The organism is Pseudoalteromonas piscicida (assembly GCF_002744175.1).
In the GTDB taxonomy this organism is placed as follows: Bacteria; Pseudomonadota; Gammaproteobacteria; order Enterobacterales; family Alteromonadaceae; genus Pseudoalteromonas; species Pseudoalteromonas piscicida_B.
Window position 1 is genome coordinate 73,325 of sequence record NZ_NKHF01000041.1, and the last position, 18,416, is coordinate 91,740.

Here is an 18,416-nt window from a genome sequence, read left to right on the forward strand (position 1 = left end):
TTGATACAAATCCGCAAAACTGTTTGTAATACCAGTTGAATTAATTCGCTAATCAATTTGAAGGATGAAATAGCATATTAGCGTCGTAAAAAATTCTCATTTAGCGCAACTAAATAGCAAAATTTTTGCCTAGCTACTAAAGCCATTTCTGTGCTTCAAATAGCACATTGACTTAATACATTTGGTATAAGAGCCCTGACGTATAGGTATCAGCTATATTAATTAACTTTTGCCGTAATAAATTGAGCTAGCACAATAATTTCAGTTTTTCTTAGTCTGAGGCAATAAACAATTAGACCAATGGATTAGAACCAAATGAAGAGATAAGGGAAAGAAACGCCCAGCCTACAGGAAGCTGGGCGTTATTGAGTGTTTACTTCGGTTCAACGTCAAAGTGACGGTTGAAAAAGTCAGTAATGGTTTGATGTAGGTGGGTTTGTACTTTTTTGCCCCGCAAGCTGTGCTTAGAGCCTGGATAAGTCATCATTTCAAATGGCTTTGCCTCGTCTTGCAACTGCTTAAATAGTTTCGTTGCATGGGTAAACAGTACGTTGTCATCCGCCATGCCGTGATAAATCATCAGTGGGCCTTTTAGCCCATCGGCGAATGGAAATACCGCGCTTTGCTCATAGCCTTTCGCATTTGTGTCTGGGTGACCCAAGTAACGCTCAGTGTAATGGGTGTCATACAAAGCCCAATCGGTTACTGGCGCACCAGAAACACCGGCTTTAAAGTAATCGCCAGCTTTAAACATCGTCATCAGCGCCATGTAGCCGCCATAGCTGTGACCATAAATACCAATACGCTCAGGGTCGACGTACTCTAGTGTACGCAAGAACTCAACGCCTTTAATTTGGTCAGCCACTTCTACTACACCTAAGTGCTTATAGATTGGATCTTCAAACTTTTTACCACGGTTATATGAACCTCGGTTATCTAATTGGAAAATCACATAACCTTGTTGTGCAAGGTATTGGAAGTACAAGTTTTTGCTACGCCAGCTGTTGGTCACGCGTTGTGCGTGAGGGCCGCCGTAAACGTTCACAATCACAGGGTATTTTTTACCGTCTTCAAGCTTTGCTGGCTTAAACAAACGGTAATACATGGTTTGACCATCTTCCGCTTTAAGTGTGCCATATTCTGGCGTGGCTAGATTGCTCAAATAAGGCGTTAACGGATGGTCGTTATTCAAGGCGTTTTCTTCAAGCCAAGTAACAAAGTCACCATTCACTTTGCGCAGCGCAACGGCTGGTGGACGGTTTACAGAAGAACTTTTATCGATAAAGGTACGGTTATCTTGTGCCAGTACGACACTATGATAGCTGCCTTTTTCGGTAATACGTTTTGCTTCACCATCTTTGAAAAGTGGTACGCTGTATAGGTGGCTTTCAAGCGGCGTGTCTTTGCGGCCCGAGAAGTATACGATACCTTTTTTCTCATCAACTCCCTGAAGGCTTTCAACAATCCAATCGCCTTTGGTTATTTGGCGTACCAGTTGGCCATTGGTTCTGTAAAGATAAAGGTGTTTAAAGCCATCACGCTCAGATGCCCATACGAAATGCTTTTTGTCCTTTAAGAATTTAAGGTCAAAGTGTAGGTTAATCCAAGTATCACTGGTTTCGGTCAGAGCGACCTGTTGCTTTTTACTTTTGGTATCGTAAAAGCGCAGTTCTAGTTTTTGCTGCGAGCGGTTTTGCCACTGGTATGATAACGTTTTGTTGTCTTTTAACCAATTTGCCCGAGCAATATAGATGTCTTTATCTTCGCCTAAATCAATCCAATCTACTTTTTGGTCATTGATCTTTACGACCCCTAATTCAATCTCAACATTGGCTGTTCCCGTGTAAGGATAACGTTGATTGAATAGCTTAACTTCTTCGGCATAGATTTCGTTACGAATAGCTTCTTGAACTGGGCTTTCATCAATGCGAGTAAAAGCAATTTGTTGCTCGTCACCCGACCACCAGTAGCCCGTCATACGGCTCATCTCTTCTTGGGCAACAAACTCAGCCATGCCGTTTTTAATTACGCCACCGCCGTCTTTAGTTAATTGCGTTTCTTTGCCTGATTTGAGATTAATGGTGTAGAGGTTTTGCTCACGAATAAATGAAACAAAATTGCCTTTTGGCGAGAAGCGAGCGTCGGTTTCGAACGCTTCAGTTTCTGTTAGTTTCTTGCTCTTGCCCGAAGCGATTTCATAGTAGTATAAATCGCCATTAAGCGGGAAAAGAAGCGCTTTGCCATCTTTTGACCATTTGTATTCTAAAATACCACGGCCAAAAATACGTTGACGCTCACGACGTGCCTTTTCTTCATCTGAGAGATTCTCTGGGCCAGAAAACAGCGCCGCAGAATCTACTAACAAGCGGTTGGTATTGTCTTTTAAGTTGTATTCCCAAAGGTCGTAACGGTTATAGTCTTCTTTTTTACCTTGAAGATACGTAACGCGAGAGCCGTCTGGAGAAAATTGCAGTTTTACAGGCGCTTTACCAGAAAGAGACGGGTCGTCAAAAAGTCGCTCAAGTGTTAGTTGCTCTGCGTTAGCGGCGACAGAGGCAAGTGCTAACGGAAGCGCGATGGTGTAGTGTTTGATGCGAGAGTGCACGATAGCCACCTTATTATATTTTTAAAGTCTGACAGGATGGTAATGAAGCCGCTTTGCAATAGCAACAAATTCGGATAGAGTGCCGAGTAATTAAGACTTAAAGTATCCAATTATGACATTTGAATTAGCCAAAGAATTACAACGAGATTGTATCTTAATTACCGAGTGGCCACTGTGTAGTGTGTTGTTAATGAATGATACTCAATACCCTTGGTTTATCTTAGTACCTAGGGTTGCGGGCGCGAGAGAAATTATTGATTTACCTGAGTCGCAGCAAGCTCAATTTTGGCAAGAGTCAGCCAAACTTAGTCAACTGTTACAAGATACCTTTGCGCCTGATAAATTAAATGTGGCTGCGCTTGGTAATATGGTGCCGCAACTACATGTGCACCACATCGCGCGATTTAAAACCGATATTGCATGGCCAAAACCGGTTTGGGGACTCTATCCAGCAAAACCCTATAGTGATGAGGAAATTGCAAAATTAAAAACAAATTTTGGATAGATGTATTATATCACTTAGTAACTACCGTTTAGCGTTAATGAATAATGGCGGGGGTACAGGTACACGTGGTGGTGTACGTTACGAATACCGAGAGAATTAATTCAATAGCTATTCAACATTGCGCAGGCCACTTAGGCCTGCGTATCAATTAATTGAGTTTCTTGAGCTTTTAAAAATGCTACCGCTTTTTCCTGATACTCTTTAAGGAAGGATTCGGAAGTGATGAGCGCTACAGTTTCTTGTTGCTCTTGAGCATACCCTAATACACCATGAAAAGAGCGGTAGTTCTCTTCTTCCATATTTCTGGCTTCATCTACTGACTGCCCATAAAATTGTGAAATGTTGATTTTTTCATCAGGCTTTATTCCTTGCTTCTCATAATTTACACCTTCCAAAGAGCCCTTAACAGACATCACATCATGCCAAAATGTATCACGTAAACTTCCCGTATTACCACTAGCACGTTCTATATCAAACTCTAAGGTTCGAATCGCATCAACAACATCGTAAAATTCATTGAGGGACATATTGTCAAAATCAAAACCTTCTGGGTTTAATAGTGCATTGTAAGGTGAACTATTGGGAATATCACCAGTGTAGGCTGCAATAGCATTTGACTTGTCTGATGGTTGTTGTGCTTCACCTCTTCTGGAAATGATAGCTTCTGACGCTGCTTTCACTTGTGTAGCAGCAGGCTTTGCGGGTGCCATAGTCAGTGATGCAGAATGGATGCGAAAGTTCATTGTCATAAAAACTCCTTTTTGTTTTAACACAATGTTTGTTTTCTATCGGCCTTGTTCCTAATTTACTTTAGGTGATGTCGCGATTTTTATTTAACTTGCAGTGTAATGGGGTAAGTCATGCCATAGGCGTTTAGCTTGCGCTTCAGTCACTATGGCATGGTGCGCTTGTTAGTACTAGAGTCCTAGCACCTGCTTACCTTGCTTAAAGGTAACATCGACAGGAATGTTTGCTTTAGAAAGCTTATCTAGGTCTTTTTGTAGTTCTGCTTTAATATCGCCGTGCGTGGCGATCAGTTGATCGACTTTTTGATAGTCGCCGTCACCTTGTAGCGTTAGGATAAGGTTAGACAGTTTCTCCATCGCTGCGCCCATCTTCTCCATGTTCACTTGATATAGACCGTCCGTGTTTTTAGAAAATGCGCCTTCTTCTTTAAAGAAGTTAAAGCGGATCATGTTCGCTTTACCATGTGCACTGGATGCGCCAAAACGTACTGAGCGGAAGATACCCGCCATAAAGGTGATGTAGTAATCCTCGAGCGTACCCTCAGTGATCTCGCCTTTTTTAAGCAATTGCTCGACCATATATAGGCCTAGAATATCTGCTTTGCCTTCTTCAAGTGCACTTGCGTGTTCTTGTAGTGACTGGCGCACGGTGCCTTTACCTGTAATGGTATTTTTAATGCCCAGACCATGGGCTACCTCATGGAACATGGTATTAGCAAAGAAAGCATCAAAGGTGATGTGTTTACGTTGCTCTGGGACGATAAGTTGATCGGCGATTGGTACTAAGATCTTATCGAATTTTGCGCGCATTGCGTTTTTAAGCTGTAGGCGACGCGTGCCTTTTTGGAGTTGCACTTCTTCGTCATTTGGTAGGTTAATCGCAATGGTTTTACTACCCGCGTTTGAATGGCCTGCATAATAAATGACGTCATATGCGTTTAGGTCGGCATCAGATCCAGGCACTTCTTGCTTGTATTTATCGTCAACTGGCAAGCCGGTTTGTAGCTCAGGTAAAAAAGCGGCAAATTTAGCGAGACGCTCACTCCATGCCAAATCTTTAACCAAAACATAAGACTCAAAAGCGGCGCGATAGCCAAATAGCTGGTCTTCATAGGTTTCAATTGGGCCAATCACTACATCAATTGGATTATTCTTCATGTCCATCCAAGCAAAATCAGACGCTTGGTAGCTATTATTGACTAATGCATCTGCGCGCAAGTTTAAGTAGTTTGCAAACTCTTTGTCTTGTGCCAAGTTACTTGCTTGACGTAAAAGCTCGGCGGCTTTATCCAACTCAGCTTTGTAGGCTGATGAATATGGGATGCTATAGAGTTGGCCATTTTCATCGCGACGGATCACAGAGTAAAGTCCTGTTTTGTCTTTTACTTCCGCGTTATTTAGCTCATCTTTGGTGATGTCGCTTGGATAAAACTCGGCACCCAGTGCTTTTTCTTCAAAGCCAGAAAGAAACACTTGGTCGCCATTTAAGCGATCCCAAGGCCCATAGTTAATGTCTGCAAATTGGCGTACTTTGTCGTCTGAGATTTTACCAAGAAAAGTCGCTCTATCTTCGCCAAACGCCTGTTGCCAGAATAAGTCGTCCATAATCACCGACGCATCGATAAGTAACCCCAGCATTTTCTTCTGGTTATCACTTAGGTGGCTTAGGTCGGTTTTGAGTGTAACAGGCGTATAAATATCGAGCCTATCTTGCGTTGCGTTGACCAACTGGTAACCAGATTTTGCTTTCTCGGTTTGTGTGTTGTTTGCTTTTGTGTTGGTGGCTTCAGCGGTATTTGTAGGCTCAGAGCAGCCAGATAGGGCTATGCCCGTTGCAAGTGCGATTGCAACATGAATCATAGTGTGTTTCATAATGCTCCCTTGTTGTCATTGTGTTCTAATTATGTGGTCGTTACCTTACACGATTTTTTAAAACTATTCTTAGTAAACTTTGAGTAATTTGATGCAATTGAGATGAATGGGCGAGAACAGAGTTTATCTGTTTTAGCCTGCAAGCACTGGTAAATTTGCACTGTAAAAAAGAGCATTAAGCTAGGACCTAGCTGGTACAAATATCAATTCAAACTGCTACAAAAACAAGCTTGGAATAACAATTAGCTCTAAACAAAGAGAGCGTGAATGAGCAGAGATAAAATAAAATTTTATTTTATCGGTTTTCTTAACTTTATCCGAAAGTTAGACAATACTTACAGCTATATTCTAAACATAATTTGTGTGACTAGTTGTAAGTAATAATGGTGCAGGCTGCATTAGCGCTCATTTGTCGACGAGTCTTTCATTCAGTTTTTAAGGGATTTGGTTTCATGTCTACAGAAAATGCTTTGCTCACAATTCTCACTGACAGAATTAACAACGATACACTGGTGCTTCCCACACTGCCAGAGATAGCAGTTCGTGTGAGGCAAGCTGCCGATGATCCTGAAATTAACTTGATGCAAATGGCTGATGTTATTTCTCATGATCCCGCGTTAGCCGCACGGATGATCAAAGTTGCGAATAGCGCTTTTATGGGCCGCTCTGTAAAGGTCAACACATTAAATCAGGCTGTAACACGCATCGGTCTTAGGCAGATAAAAAACATAGCGACAGCGATGGCGATGGAGCAATTGTTTGTCTCTAATAATAAGCTGATAAAAACGTATATGGATAAAGCATGGCAAAAAACCCTGAAGGTAGCATGCCAAGCTATCACCTCAATGGACTTTTACCTCCGGGTGAATAAACATACATCTCTTAATAAAGATACAATCACACTGGCTTCTTTGGTATTCAATATTGGTGTATTACCTATTCTGACTGAAGCTGAGCGTCACCCTGAGGTATTTGCCAATCCAAGCTTTTTAGCTCATGCCATCCAAAAATTAGGCGGTAAAATTGGGGGGGCAATCATGCGCGAGTGGGACTTTACAGATGAATTTGTAGAAGTCGCCGAGTCATGGGCTAACCCAAACTATAAGCCTGAGCATGTGTGCTACGTCGATTTTATTCGAGTAGGCGCGATTGTTGAGGGTATTTTACAGGTGTCAGATAAGTCGGCTGCTCTAAAGCTCTATGAGGAAAAGGGCGTGATCAGAGCGGTGAATATATTTGCAGATGAAGCTTACCTTGAAACGCTAGAAGATGTAAAAACGATGTTTGCTTAATTATTAATGCTTGAACATTGGCGGCAAGTAAAAGACCTCTTTTGAGGTCTTTTTGCTTTGTGCATCAAGATGGTAAGGCAGGTTGCGGTTTTACTAGTATTTTTAGCAGTCGTAAACCGATGACCGAAACCGTTAGACCAAAGAGGATTAATCCCGCGCCAATGATTTCCAACAGGGTGAGTTGCTCATCAAGCAATAAAGCAGAGCCAAGCATACCAACGATAGGGATCAGTAATGCAAAAGGAGTAACTGAAGCCGCTTTGTGCTCTTTCAACAGCCATCCCCAAATTGCAAATGCTATCAGCGTCGAAATATAACCGACGTAAGCAACAGCTAGCCAAGCTTGTGAGGTGGCTTTTTGTATAAGCATAAGCGGAGAGTCGGTTTCGATAAAATAAGAGAGGATAAAGAGTGGCAGTGGCGGTACGAGACTGGCCCAAACAATAAAGTGAAGTAAATTTACTCCTTGTAGCCGCTTCATGATGAGGTTTGAAAATGACCAAAATAGTGCAGCCCCGAGTATCAACATAGCGCCGAGTACTGTTGTTGAGCCAGAAGCATTGATAAAAAATAAACTGAATCCAACGGTCGCGATACCAATGCCCACCAGTTGAAATCTGTTCAAAGTTTCTTTTAACAATAAAACGCTCAGTAGAATCGTGAAAATCACTTGAGCCTGTAAAAGCAAAGAGGCAATGCCTGCCGAAGCGTTAGACTCCATTGCAATAAATAACAAGCTAAACTTAAGTACGCCCAAAAAGAGTCCAACGCCAAGTACGTTCCATACCGAAGTTTTAGGTAAAGGAATAAAAAATATGGCAGGGATCGCCACCACAAAAAAGCGCAAACCTGAGAATAAAATAGGTGGCAATTCCTCAAGACCAAATTTAATGACTGAAAAGTTGAGTCCCCAAATAATCACTACGATTAAAGCTAATAAAATGCTTTTTACATTCACTCGTGTCAAACTCCATTTAGCTAATTTTACTTACCTTATAATACCACTAAGGGCTGATACCTTTTTGCTTTAATACTCGTTCAATTTGAGACAAAAAACTAGACGAGTTTACGCACTAATAGCCGGCTATTGGAAGTGAATTCAACGCAAAACTTTCTGCTAGAAAGGCATTAATTATCCGAAGCTCAGGTTATTTAGCGCAACTAACATAGCAAAATTTTTGCCTTGCCGATATGGACGTCAATATTTGGTATGAGCAGGGGCAGTTGTGGGATTATTGACAAGATTTTCTCGCCCTAAAATAGCTCACTTTATTAAGCCAATTGGTATAACTTTTTACCTTTAGTTCAGGTTAAATAATGAATAAAGCGCGATAAATGCGTTGACCGCCGACTGGAAAAGACACTATGTGGAGCGCTGGGGCAAAATCAGCAAGTAGAAGAGGGGGGTAAGCGATATTAAAAATGCGGTTTAAAAAACACTAAAAGAGGAAAGGTGATTGCCCACCTTCCCTCGGCAAAACAATAGGCTAAGACTCTAGGCCTTCATCATCGCCAAGACCCTGAGTTAGCTCTTCGAGTAATTCTTTGATCTCTTCCGAGACCAAAATAAAGTCAGCATCAAGCTTAACGGCTAAGTCTTCTTTTGGAATATCTGCATTTTGGTCTTTAAGTGCTTCGGCATAACTTAAGCGTTTCAATGTGCCATCATTTTGTAAGATAAACTTCACGCGCTCACGCCAGTCGAGTGCAAGCTTTGTCACTCGCTTACCATTTTCTAGGTGTGTTTTGATTTCATCAGATGAAAGGTCATGTTGTTTTAACTTTACCTGCGCGCCGTTGTCGTCAGGCTCTTGCAACTCAGCGTCGGTTCCGATAGCAAAGCCCTCTGGTGCAGTAAACTCTGTTAGCCAGTGTGTTAGCTGTAAGTCTAAGTCATAGTTAGCAAATGCTGGTACTACAGGTAGTGTGCCCAGAGACTTACGTAGTAGTGCAAGTAGTTCTTCCGCTTTATTGAAGCTGGCGCTATTTACAATTACCCAACCTGATTTTTGGTCAATAAAAGCAAATTGTAGACTCGATTTTTTGAACGCTTGAGGCAATAAAGTAGCTAGGATGTTTTCTTTAATGTCGTCCTTTTCTTTTTTCTTTACTGGACGATTCTCTTGTTGCTCGATTTGCTCAATTTTCTCCGCCACCATTTCATTGACTACGGCGGCAGGCAGCACTTTTTCCTCGCGCTTAGCACAAACTAAGATACTGTCTTGAGAAAAGTGTGAAAGCATTTGACCATGTTTACCAAAGGCTTTTGTCCAGCCAAAAGTGGTCATGTCTTGGCTACCACAAGGACGAAAAATATCTTGTTCTAGCGCCTTTTCAAAGTCTTCTTGTGTGTAAGTTACATCTTGTTTGAATTTGTAGCAGATTAAGTTACTGAACCACATAGAATTATGCCCGTCTGGAATAAAATTGTGGTCATCATAGCAAAAACGTCAGGGCTTGTATTCCACTAGATGATGTTTGATGGAGGGGAAGATATCTCGCTCCAATACACCAATTACAAGCTTAGCGTATTGGAGGTGAATTCTACGCAGTTAGCGCTACAGCTGGCTGCTAGAAAGGCATTAATTATCAATGTTCGGGTTAGTTAGCTAAACATGGCCATTGGCTTTTGTAAGTCTTTGGGAAAACTAATGTAATAGGTTAGTCCTTGCCCTTCGTCGCTGGTCACTTCAATGTCGCCATTTAATGTTTGTTTGACTAGATTAAGTGTTATGTGCGTGCCTAGGCCACTGCCACCCTGATCACGTTTAGTCGTAAAGAATGGGTCAAATAGGCGCTCAAGTTGTGCTTTGGTTACCCCCTTGCCATTGTCTTTGTAGACAATATTGACCGTACCTTTATCTTCTTTAATATCAATATCAATCACACCCTGATCTTGATTCTCAAAGCCATGGATCAGCGAGTTCATAATTAAATTGGTAAAGATTTGGCTGATCGCACCCGCAGGTAAGTTCAGCGTCATATCCTCCGGACACTCGATATTTACTTGGTGATGGGTTTTCTTCAGCTTAGGGTGTAATGAACGGATCACTTCCCCTAGATATTGCTTAAGATTAATGGTCCGCACAGCCTCACTTGCCTGGTCCACAGCTATCTGCTTAAAGCTGGCCACCAATTCAGACGCTCGGTCTAGGTTAGTGGTGAGTAAGCTCGTGCTTTGTTTTGCTTCACTAATAAACTCTTCAAGTGCTTTTGGCGATAGAGTTTTAGCATTATATGCCGTCTCTAGTTGATCTAAACGTTCTTGTAAGAAAGAAGTCGCGGTAACTCCAATGCCAACGGGCGTATTAATATCGTGGGTGATACCTGCAACCAGCCCGCCCAGTGCGGCCATTTTCTCTGAGCCCACCAAACGCTCTTGCGCCATGTTGAGTTCATCAACGTATTTTTCTAACTCTTTTTGCTTGGTTAATAGCTCTTCTTCTGTTTGCTTTCTTAAATCGATTTCTTCGGTCAGCGTTAGTTTTTGCTTTTCAAGTTCATATTTTTGTTGCTGTAAATCCATCATAGCCTGGCTAAGATTGGATGTTTTACGTGCAACCTCTTGTTCTAGCTGAATATTATGTTGATCTAACTTCTCATTGCTAATAATCAACTCTTTTTGAGTTTGATCGAGCTTTTTGCGGTACTCAGAAATTTTATCAATTAGTTTATTGAAAGCCTCTTCCATGATTTTTAATTCATTCCGCTCTTTGGCATCAATATCGATTTTATGGCCATCGACATTATCTATTTCAAATTCCTCTATTTGCTCAGTGAGAGCCCCGAGTGGCTCAGTTAACAGTTTTCTAAAGGCGATTAAAAATAGGATGATCAAAAAGGTTGTCTTGATCATTGCGTTGCCGATCAAGAAGTAAATGGAAATCATGATCCGGCTGAGCACGACTTCTCGGCTTGAGAATAGTGTGACATCGCCAACTTGCGTGGCGCGGCCCGAGAATTCGAATATTAACGGAAAGGTATAACCAAACAAACCTGAGGGGGTATCTTCGATTATTGCTTCCTCTTGAACAAGCTGCTGGCTATACAACTCATGGATATCAAGCGAACGTCCCAGCTGAGAAATGATCTCACCGCTATCATCACGCACAATGATACCTTCAATCATCGGGATCGCTAGGAGCCCCTCTGCGGTGGTTACGGTTTGCTTTGTGTTCAATTCCCAAATCGCACGGGTTAAGCTGCGGCTGAATGTCTTTTGCAGCATAGTAAGCTCATTGCGAATGTAGTCTTTGGTGTTGACGTATTCAGCTACGATCTGTCCACATGTGACGACAAAGGTTAGAAGGAAGTAAACCGACAGCACATTGGTGAGCAATTTTTTTGAGAGGCTTTTTTGCAGCATGAATTAAGCTGAGCTCCTACGGTTAGTTCATCGCCTTTGTATAATCTGCTTATAAAGTTAGCCAATAAATGGTTAAAAATAAATAAATATCTTAATTAAATATGCTTTTTCGCGCCTTACTAAGCAAAGTTTAATGTGTTATAAGATAGTCTTATCCAGTGACCGTTTTATTAACAACAATACAAGACAGACCACTTTATGAGTTATTCCGTCTTAGTTTGCGATGATTCGGCTGTCGCCCGCAAGCAAGTCATTAAGCACTTACAGAGCCAGTTAGATCTGACGTTGCATCAAGCACAGAATGGTCAACAAGCGGTTGAATTGCTGAAAAAGCAGCAGATTGATTTATTGTGCCTCGACCTTACCATGCCCGTGCTTGATGGTATTGGTGTGCTAGAAGCAATAAAAGAGCATAAAATCGAATGCTTTGTTGTGGTAATTTCAGCTGACATTCAAGCGCAAATGAAAGAAAGAGTCGAAAGCTTAGGGGCGTTGGGTTTTTTAGAAAAACCGGCCAAAGCCGAGCAGCTTTTGGGATTATTGCATAAGTTTGGAATAAGATGACTTATCTATGCAAATTACAAATGTCACTATTAAAAAATTGCATAATCTATTTTTATTTTATCTATTGACAGTGAAGCTAAATTTCAGGCAATCTAAATTTATGAAAACGAATATCATCACTACGACCATTATTACAACCACCATCCTAACGGGATAGTGGCATAGGTCAGTGCGAGTTTGAAAAAGGCCTGTGTTCACTAAGAACACAGGCCTTTTTTGTTTTTGGAATGAGGAAAAATGATGCGAGTACTTAAATTTGGAGGGTCTTCCCTCAAAGATTTTGCCTGTTTACAAAGCGTAAGGTCGTTAATACAGAACCATGGTGGACAACAAGCGTTGGTCGTATTGTCAGCACCCGGTGGAATGACAGACAGTTTAGTTACGCTAGCTGATCTGGCAGCACAAGGCTTGGATTTTGAACCGCAATGGCAGGCACTTGTTGCCAGAAGTCAGAGTTTATACCAAGAGGTGCAGGCTGTTTACGGTAGTGTCGATGGTTGGCCCGATTTTGATTTATTGAAAAATAAGCTGGATGGTGCCAAGTTACTCAAGCACTGCCCAGATCAAGCAAGAGCCTATGTCATTAGTTTTGGAGAGCGTATCAGTGTTTCACTAATGAACACCATGTTGCAGTCAGACTCTGTGGCGTTAAGTGCTGAAGCTTGCGTAAAGACCCAAGGTGGATACCTAGATGCAGAAGTAGACCTTAAATTAAGTCAACTTTGTTTTGCTGAAATGGTGCGTGCGCAAGCTGCCCGTTTTTATATCATGGCTGGATTCACTGGTAGTAACGAAGCTGGGGAGTTAGCTACCCTCGGTCGCAACGGCTCTGATTATTCTGCGGCGGTGGCTGCAGCTTGTTTAGAAGCGGAAGTTTGCCAAATCTGGACTGACGTTGACGGTGTTTACAGTGCAGATCCTCGCCTGATCAAAAAAGCGACTAAAGTTGACGTGCTGTCATACAAAGAAGCTATGGAGCTGTCTTATTTTGGCGCTAAAGTGCTTCACCCTAAAACTATTCTGCCTTGCGCAAAAGCCGACGTGCCGTGTGAAATTAAAAATACTCATAATCCAGAAGTCTCAGGTTCACTAATTTGTGCCCAAGGCGGCGGCGAGGCGCCGGTTAAAGCACTATCAAGTCTCGATAAGCTCGCCATGCTAACGGTGGCAGGACCTGGCATGAAAGGCAAAGTTGGCATGGCTGCCCGGGTATTTTCAGCACTGGCAGCAGACAACGTATCCATTGTACTTATTACGCAATCGTCTTGTGAGTTTAGCATTAGCTTTTGTGTCCATGAGCAAGACTTAACACTCGCGCTGGCCGCACTTGAACAGGCATTTGAACTCGAAACTCAAGCGGGCTTAATCGACCCCATTGAAGTGCAGCGTAACCTTGCTATTGTCACCTTGGTGGGTGATAACATGAAGGCGCACAAAGGCCTAGCTGCTAAATTCTTTGCTTCGCTGGCTCAGGCTCAAGTTAATATTGTCGCCATTGCGCAAGACTCAACAGAGAGCTCAATTTCAGCGGTGGTTGACGGTGAATTGTGTCAAGATGCGGTGAAAGTGTGTCACGAAAACTTCTTCACTCACGTACCATCCATTGATGTCTTCTTGATTGGCTGTGGTTTAGTGGGCCAAGAATTAATGAAGCAATTTCATAAGCAGCAAGCATGGTTAGAAAAGCGTAATATCCGCTTGAATCTTTATGGCATTGCTAACTCAAGCAAGTGCTACCTTAATCCTGAGGGAGTACCGTTTGATAACTGGGCATTGGCACTTGAGCAAGCTGAATCGGGTTTTGACTTACAGCAGGTTAGTCAGTTTGTTAAGCAAAATCACTTAATTAATCCCGTGATTGTTGATTGTAGTGCTGCCCAATTTGTCGCAGACAACTATTTAAACTTCTTAAATGCTGGATTTCATGTCGTGGCGGCCAACAAAAAAGCCAATACTGGCAGCTATGAATATTATCAGTCACTCCAACAAGCAGCGCTGGCTAAACGCCGTCACTTTTTATATGAAACGAACGTGGGAGCCGGTCTACCAGTACTAGACAATCTTAAGCTGCTGTTTGGGGCGGGGGACGAATTACTTTCATTTAGTGGTATTTTGTCAGGCTCGCTATCGTACATCTTTGGTGTATTGTCAGATGGTTTATCATTATCAGAAGCGACAGAAAAAGCGAAACAAAGCGGCTTTACAGAGCCGGACCCTCGCGATGATTTATCTGGTACAGATGTCGCGCGTAAGCTGCTTATCATTGCTCGTGAATCTGGGCTACCGCTGGAGCTTAGCGATATTGAAGTTGAATCTGTATTGCCTGAAGGATTTGCGAAGGGCGCTAGTGTTGATGAATTTATGGCGCAATTACCACAATTAGATGACGCTTTTGCAGCGCGTATTGCGGCGGCAAAAGCACAAGGCCAAGTGCTACGCTATGTGGGTTCAATTGTTGATGGTAAATGCCGCGTTGGCATTGAAGCGGTAGACAAAGAACATGCTCTGTACGATATTCGTGACGGTGAAAATGCACTGGCAATTTTAAGCCAATACTATCAACCAAAACCCTTTGTGATCAGAGGATATGGCGCGGGCGCAGAAGTCACCTCAGCGGGCGTGTTTGCAGATATATTAAAAACGCTGTCGAGATAGGGGTAATGATGAAAACATTTTATGCACCAGCGTCTATGGGTAACTTTTGTGTTGGTTTTGATGCGCTTGGCGCTGCACTTCAACCTATTGATGGCAGTTTGCTAGGCGATCAGGTTAGCGTGGAGGCGGCTGAACGCGATTCGTTTAGTTGCATTGGTCCCTATGCCGATAAGCTGTCTTCAATACCTGAGGACAATCTAGCTTATCAATGTCTGCTTCACTTTAAGCAGCATGTTGCGCCCAGCATGCCAGCGGTAGCCATGACGCTGCATAAGGGGCTACCCGTTGGCTCTGGTCTTGGGTCGAGTGCATGCTCCGTAGTGGCGGCATTTGCGGCACTGAATGATTTTGCGGGCACGCAGTTAAGCCAATCGCAGCTGATTGAATTAATGGCTGATTTTGAGGCAAAGGTCAGCGGTGCTCGTCATTACGATAATATTACGCCGTGCTACCTTGGTGGGTTGCAACTGACAGCCGAGTGTATCGCTGATAAAGCAATCAGTGTTGCGCATGATGAAAGCTGGTTTTATGTGATTGCTTACCCAGGCTTTGCATTAAATACAGCTAAAGCAAGGCAAGCATTACCACAGCAGTTTTCTTTACATGATACGGTAGAGTTTGCTCAGCGACTGTCGGGGTTTTGTTTATTGATGCAATCAGGTCAGTTTGATAAAGCCCTAGCTATGATGCAAGACAGCATTGCTGAAGCCGCAAGAGCGCCGCTCATTGCAGGTTTCAGCGAAGCGAAAAAAGCGCTGCCAGATTTGGGGGCAGAGCTGGTGAGCATTTCAGGGGCTGGGCCTACGCTTTTTGCTATTTGTAAGTCTGAACAACAGGCAAATGCAGTGCAGCAATGGCTGCAACAAAACTATATTAATGAAGCTGGGTTTAGCCATATTTGCCGACTAGATACGCTTGGCACAAGAGAATTAAAGGATCAAAAGTAATGAAGTTAGTGAACTTAAAAGACGAACAGCAGATAGTCTCATTCGTTGAAGCGGTAAAAATTGGCTTAGGTCGCAATCAGGGGGTCTTCTTTCCACCAACATTTGACAAAATTGCAGATATTGACGCATTACTTGCATTACCTTTTGCTGAGCGTAGCGCCAAAGTACTGCATCACCTTATCGGTGATGAGTTACCGCAAGATACGTTAGATGCCATGGTAAAACGCGCATTTAATTTTCCAGCCAAGTTAGTTGAGGTGGCAGACAACCAGCATTGTTTAGAGCTGTTCCACGGCCCAACCCTTGCATTTAAGGACTTTGGTGGCCGCTTTATGGCAGAGTGCATTAGCATGTTTAATCAGGGAGAGCGCGTGACTATCCTGACTGCCACAAGTGGTGATACTGGTGCAGCAGTTGCCCATGCCTTTTACGAAAAAGAAAACGTCGATGTCGTTATTTTGTATCCTCATGGCAAAATTTCCCTTGCCCAGCAGAAGCTATTTACCACGCTTGGAAAAAATATCCATTGCTATGCGGTGGATGGCAGCTTTGACGATTGTCAGGCCATGGTGAAATCAGCGTTTTTAGATGATGAGGTGAAGCAAAAGCTAGGCCTGAACTCAGCAAACTCTATTAACATCAGCCGATTGGTAGCACAGGTTTGCTACTACTTTGAGGCTGTGGCACAACTGCCACAATCGCAACGTGAAAAAGTGCATGTTTCGGTGCCTAGTGGTAACTTTGGCAATGTTTGTGCTGCAATGATCGCAGCAGCGATTGGATTACCTATAGCTAAGTTAAGTGCAACCACCAATCAAAATGATACGGTGCCGCGATATATTGCGTCAGGCGAGTGGCAACCAAACTCCACATTGGAGTCACTCTCGAATGCGATGGACGTGAGTAAACCTAATAACTGGCCTCGAGTTGAAATCATGTTGGAAAGAGGTGATTTTAATAAACATGACTTTTATTCACGTTCAGTGTCGGAAGCGCGTACTCAGGCTGTAATGCAAGAATTGCATGGCAAAGGCTATCTAGCTGAACCACATACCGCGATAGCTTATGAAGGGCTAGCACTGGATTTGCAAGCAGGTGAAACGGGGATTTTCCTTGCAACTGCACATCCTGCGAAGTTTAAAGAATCTGTAGAAGGCGTTTTAAATCAGCAGCTTGAAATGCCTAAACCGTTAGCCGATGCACTACAAAAGCCATGTTTAGCTGAGCTGCTTAGCGCGGATTATGATGCCCTTAAAACAGCAATGTTGGCAAAGCTGAACTAAATCAGAATGAACATCTAAGTGGGTATTTGGCCCACTTAGGTATGTTCAATTTCGCAACTATATTAGCTTTTCAAATGCAACTTAGGTTGTCTTATTTAAAATATTAATGTTTAAATAAAAAAATATCATCGCGATAGGGGTGTGAAATAAATTCAATCCCTGCTTAAATATGCCCATGCTGATTTCATAGGCAAACTGGTCATCTCGCGGTGCTAGATTGTCTTTAAAAATACCCTTACGTTTACCTAGGAGAAACCATGTTAGAACGTAACATGAATATTGCAGACTTTGACCCAGAACTATTTGCAGCGATTGAAGCCGAAACTTCACGTCAAGAAGATCACATCGAGCTTATCGCTTCTGAGAACTACTGTAGCCCACGTGTGCTTGAAGCGCAGGGTTCTCAGCTAACAAACAAGTATGCTGAAGGTTACCCAGGTAAGCGTTACTATGGTGGTTGTGAACACGTTGACGTGGTTGAGCAACTAGCCATTGATCGTGCAAACGAGCTATTTGGTTCTACTTATGCAAACGTTCAGCCTCACGCTGGTTCACAAGCAAACTCAGCGGTATTCCAAGCGCTACTTCAGCCACATGACACTGTACTTGGTATGAGCCTTGCTCACGGTGGTCACTTAACGCACGGTTCACACGTAAACTTTTCTGGTAAAACGTACAACGCAATTCAATACGGCCTAAATGAAGAAACCGGTGAGATCGATTACGCACAAGTTGAAGCGTTAGCACTTGAGCACAAACCAAAAATGATCATCGGTGGTTTTTCAGCGTACTCAGGTATCGTTGATTGGGCTAAGTTCCGTGAAATCGCTGACAAAGTAGGTGCTTACCTACTTGTTGATATGGCGCACGTTGCAGGTCTAGTTGCCGCTGGTATTTATCCAAGCCCTGTGCCTCATGCACACGTTGTAACAACAACAACGCATAAAACGCTAGCGGGTCCTCGTGGTGGTCTTATCATCTCTGCATGTGATGATGAAGAAATCTACAAAAAGCTAAACTCAGCGGTATTCCCAGGTGGTCAAGGTGGTCCTTTATGTCACGTTATCGCTGCTAAAGCGGTAGCATTTAAAGAAGCACTACAGCCAGAGTTCAAATCGTACCAAGAGCAAGTGGTTAAGAATGCACAAGCTATGGTTGCGGTACTGCAAGAGCGTGGTTATAAAGTGGTTTCTGGCAAAACTGAAAACCACCTGTTCCTACTTGATCTGATTGATAAAGACATCACAGGTAAAGATGCAGATGCAGCACTTGGCCGCGCTAACATCACAGTAAACAAAAACTCAGTACCAAACGATCCGCGTTCACCGTTCGTTACTTCAGGTCTTCGTATTGGTTCTCCTGCGATCACTCGCCGTGGCTTTAAAGAAGCTGAGTCGAAAGAGCTTGCAGGCTGGATCTGTGACGTACTAGACAACATTAATGATGAGTCTGTACAGGCACAAGTGAAAGAAAAAGTAAAAGCAATTTGCGCTAAATTACCTGTTTACGCATAATTTCGCTCACAAAAAAGCAGTTTTTTGTTATGATTAAGGCCGCATTCAAGCGGCCTTTTTTGTTTTT

At 42.8% G+C, this 18,416-nt stretch carries 13 protein-coding genes; 7 read left to right on the forward strand and 6 right to left on the reverse strand.

Going from position 1 to position 18,416, the window contains the following annotated elements; genetic code table 11:
* Positions 1-373: 373 nt before the first annotated feature.
* On the reverse strand, positions 374-2,605 hold the full coding sequence (locus tag CEX98_RS09475; RefSeq protein WP_099641827.1) for a S9 family peptidase: 2,232 nt from the start codon (positions 2,603-2,605) through the stop codon (positions 374-376).
* A 112-nt stretch (positions 2,606-2,717) separates the two neighbouring features.
* On the opposite strand from CEX98_RS09475, the gene CEX98_RS09480 reads away from it, so the two are divergent.
* A complete protein-coding gene (locus CEX98_RS09480; RefSeq protein WP_099641828.1) occupies positions 2,718-3,110 on the forward strand; it encodes an HIT domain-containing protein in 393 nt (130 codons plus the stop codon).
* Between the two features lie 131 nt (positions 3,111-3,241).
* On the opposite strand, the gene CEX98_RS09485 is transcribed toward CEX98_RS09480, so the two are convergent.
* Both CEX98_RS09485 and CEX98_RS09490 read right to left on the reverse strand, forming a co-directional pair.
* On the reverse strand, positions 3,242-3,859 hold the full coding sequence (locus CEX98_RS09485) for a hypothetical protein (protein ID WP_099641829.1): 618 nt from the start codon (positions 3,857-3,859) through the stop codon (positions 3,242-3,244).
* Positions 3,860-4,027: 168 nt separating this feature from the next.
* Positions 4,028-5,728, reverse strand: coding sequence for a dipeptidyl-peptidase 3 family protein (locus CEX98_RS09490; RefSeq protein ID WP_099641830.1), 1,701 nt, complete (start codon positions 5,726-5,728; stop codon positions 4,028-4,030).
* Positions 5,729-6,180: 452 nt separating this feature from the next.
* Here CEX98_RS09490 and CEX98_RS09495 point away from each other — a divergent pair, with 452 nt between their 5' ends.
* The gene (locus CEX98_RS09495; RefSeq protein ID WP_099641831.1) at positions 6,181-7,020 is read left to right on the forward strand and encodes an HDOD domain-containing protein; all 840 of its coding nucleotides are present in this window, start codon (positions 6,181-6,183) and stop codon (positions 7,018-7,020) included.
* A gap of 64 nt (positions 7,021-7,084) precedes the next feature.
* Here CEX98_RS09495 and CEX98_RS09500 read toward each other — a convergent pair whose 3' ends face one another.
* The 3 genes from CEX98_RS09500 to CEX98_RS09510 form a co-directional block, all read right to left on the reverse strand.
* On the reverse strand, positions 7,085-7,978 hold the full coding sequence (locus CEX98_RS09500; protein ID WP_099641832.1) for an EamA family transporter: 894 nt from the start codon (positions 7,976-7,978) through the stop codon (positions 7,085-7,087).
* Positions 7,979-8,507: 529 nt separating this feature from the next.
* Positions 8,508-9,422, reverse strand: coding sequence for a recombination-associated protein RdgC (gene rdgC, locus CEX98_RS09505; RefSeq protein ID WP_099641833.1), 915 nt, complete (start codon positions 9,420-9,422; stop codon positions 8,508-8,510).
* Between the two features lie 203 nt (positions 9,423-9,625).
* Positions 9,626-11,386, reverse strand: a complete 1,761-nt coding sequence (locus CEX98_RS09510; RefSeq protein ID WP_099641834.1) for a sensor histidine kinase — start codon at positions 11,384-11,386, stop codon at positions 9,626-9,628.
* Between the two features lie 198 nt (positions 11,387-11,584).
* Between CEX98_RS09510 and CEX98_RS09515 the strand changes: the two genes are divergently transcribed.
* The 5 genes from CEX98_RS09515 to glyA all read left to right on the forward strand — a co-directional run bounded on the left by CEX98_RS09515 (position 11,585) and on the right by glyA (position 18,349).
* A complete protein-coding gene (locus CEX98_RS09515) occupies positions 11,585-11,950 on the forward strand; it encodes a response regulator (RefSeq protein WP_099641835.1) in 366 nt (121 codons plus the stop codon).
* Between the two features lie 240 nt (positions 11,951-12,190).
* Entirely contained in the window at positions 12,191-14,605 is a 2,415-nt protein-coding gene (thrA, locus tag CEX98_RS09520) for a bifunctional aspartate kinase/homoserine dehydrogenase I (protein ID WP_099641836.1), read from the forward strand.
* 8 nt (positions 14,606-14,613) lie between these two features.
* Positions 14,614-15,552: a homoserine kinase gene (gene thrB, locus CEX98_RS09525; RefSeq protein WP_099641837.1), complete on the forward strand. Its 939-nt coding sequence runs from the start codon at positions 14,614-14,616 to the stop codon at positions 15,550-15,552.
* The gene (gene thrC, locus CEX98_RS09530) at positions 15,552-16,835 is read left to right on the forward strand and encodes a threonine synthase (RefSeq protein ID WP_099641838.1); all 1,284 of its coding nucleotides are present in this window, start codon (positions 15,552-15,554) and stop codon (positions 16,833-16,835) included. Before thrB ends, thrC begins: the two co-directional genes overlap by 1 nt.
* A 257-nt stretch (positions 16,836-17,092) precedes the next feature.
* The gene (gene glyA, locus CEX98_RS09535) at positions 17,093-18,349 is read left to right on the forward strand and encodes a serine hydroxymethyltransferase (protein WP_099641839.1); all 1,257 of its coding nucleotides are present in this window, start codon (positions 17,093-17,095) and stop codon (positions 18,347-18,349) included.
* The last annotated feature ends 67 nt before the right edge of the window (positions 18,350-18,416 follow it).

Coding starts and splice junctions, on each gene's coding strand:
- CEX98_RS09480 (WP_099641828.1), top strand. CDS start 2,718: ATGACATTTGAATTAGCCAAAGAATTACAACGAGATTGTATCTTAATT.
- CEX98_RS09485 (WP_099641829.1), bottom strand. CDS start 3,859: ATGACAATGAACTTTCGCATCCATTCTGCATCACTGACTATGGCACCC.
- CEX98_RS09490 (WP_099641830.1), bottom strand. CDS start 5,728: ATGAAACACACTATGATTCATGTTGCAATCGCACTTGCAACGGGCATA.
- CEX98_RS09495 (WP_099641831.1), top strand. CDS start 6,181: ATGTCTACAGAAAATGCTTTGCTCACAATTCTCACTGACAGAATTAAC.
- rdgC (WP_099641833.1), bottom strand. CDS start 9,422: ATGTGGTTCAGTAACTTAATCTGCTACAAATTCAAACAAGATGTAACT.
- CEX98_RS09510 (WP_099641834.1), bottom strand. CDS start 11,386: ATGCTGCAAAAAAGCCTCTCAAAAAAATTGCTCACCAATGTGCTGTCG.
- CEX98_RS09515 (WP_099641835.1), top strand. CDS start 11,585: ATGAGTTATTCCGTCTTAGTTTGCGATGATTCGGCTGTCGCCCGCAAG.
- thrA (WP_099641836.1), top strand. CDS start 12,191: ATGCGAGTACTTAAATTTGGAGGGTCTTCCCTCAAAGATTTTGCCTGT.
- thrB (WP_099641837.1), top strand. CDS start 14,614: ATGAAAACATTTTATGCACCAGCGTCTATGGGTAACTTTTGTGTTGGT.
- thrC (WP_099641838.1), top strand. CDS start 15,552: ATGAAGTTAGTGAACTTAAAAGACGAACAGCAGATAGTCTCATTCGTT.
- glyA (WP_099641839.1), top strand. CDS start 17,093: ATGTTAGAACGTAACATGAATATTGCAGACTTTGACCCAGAACTATTT.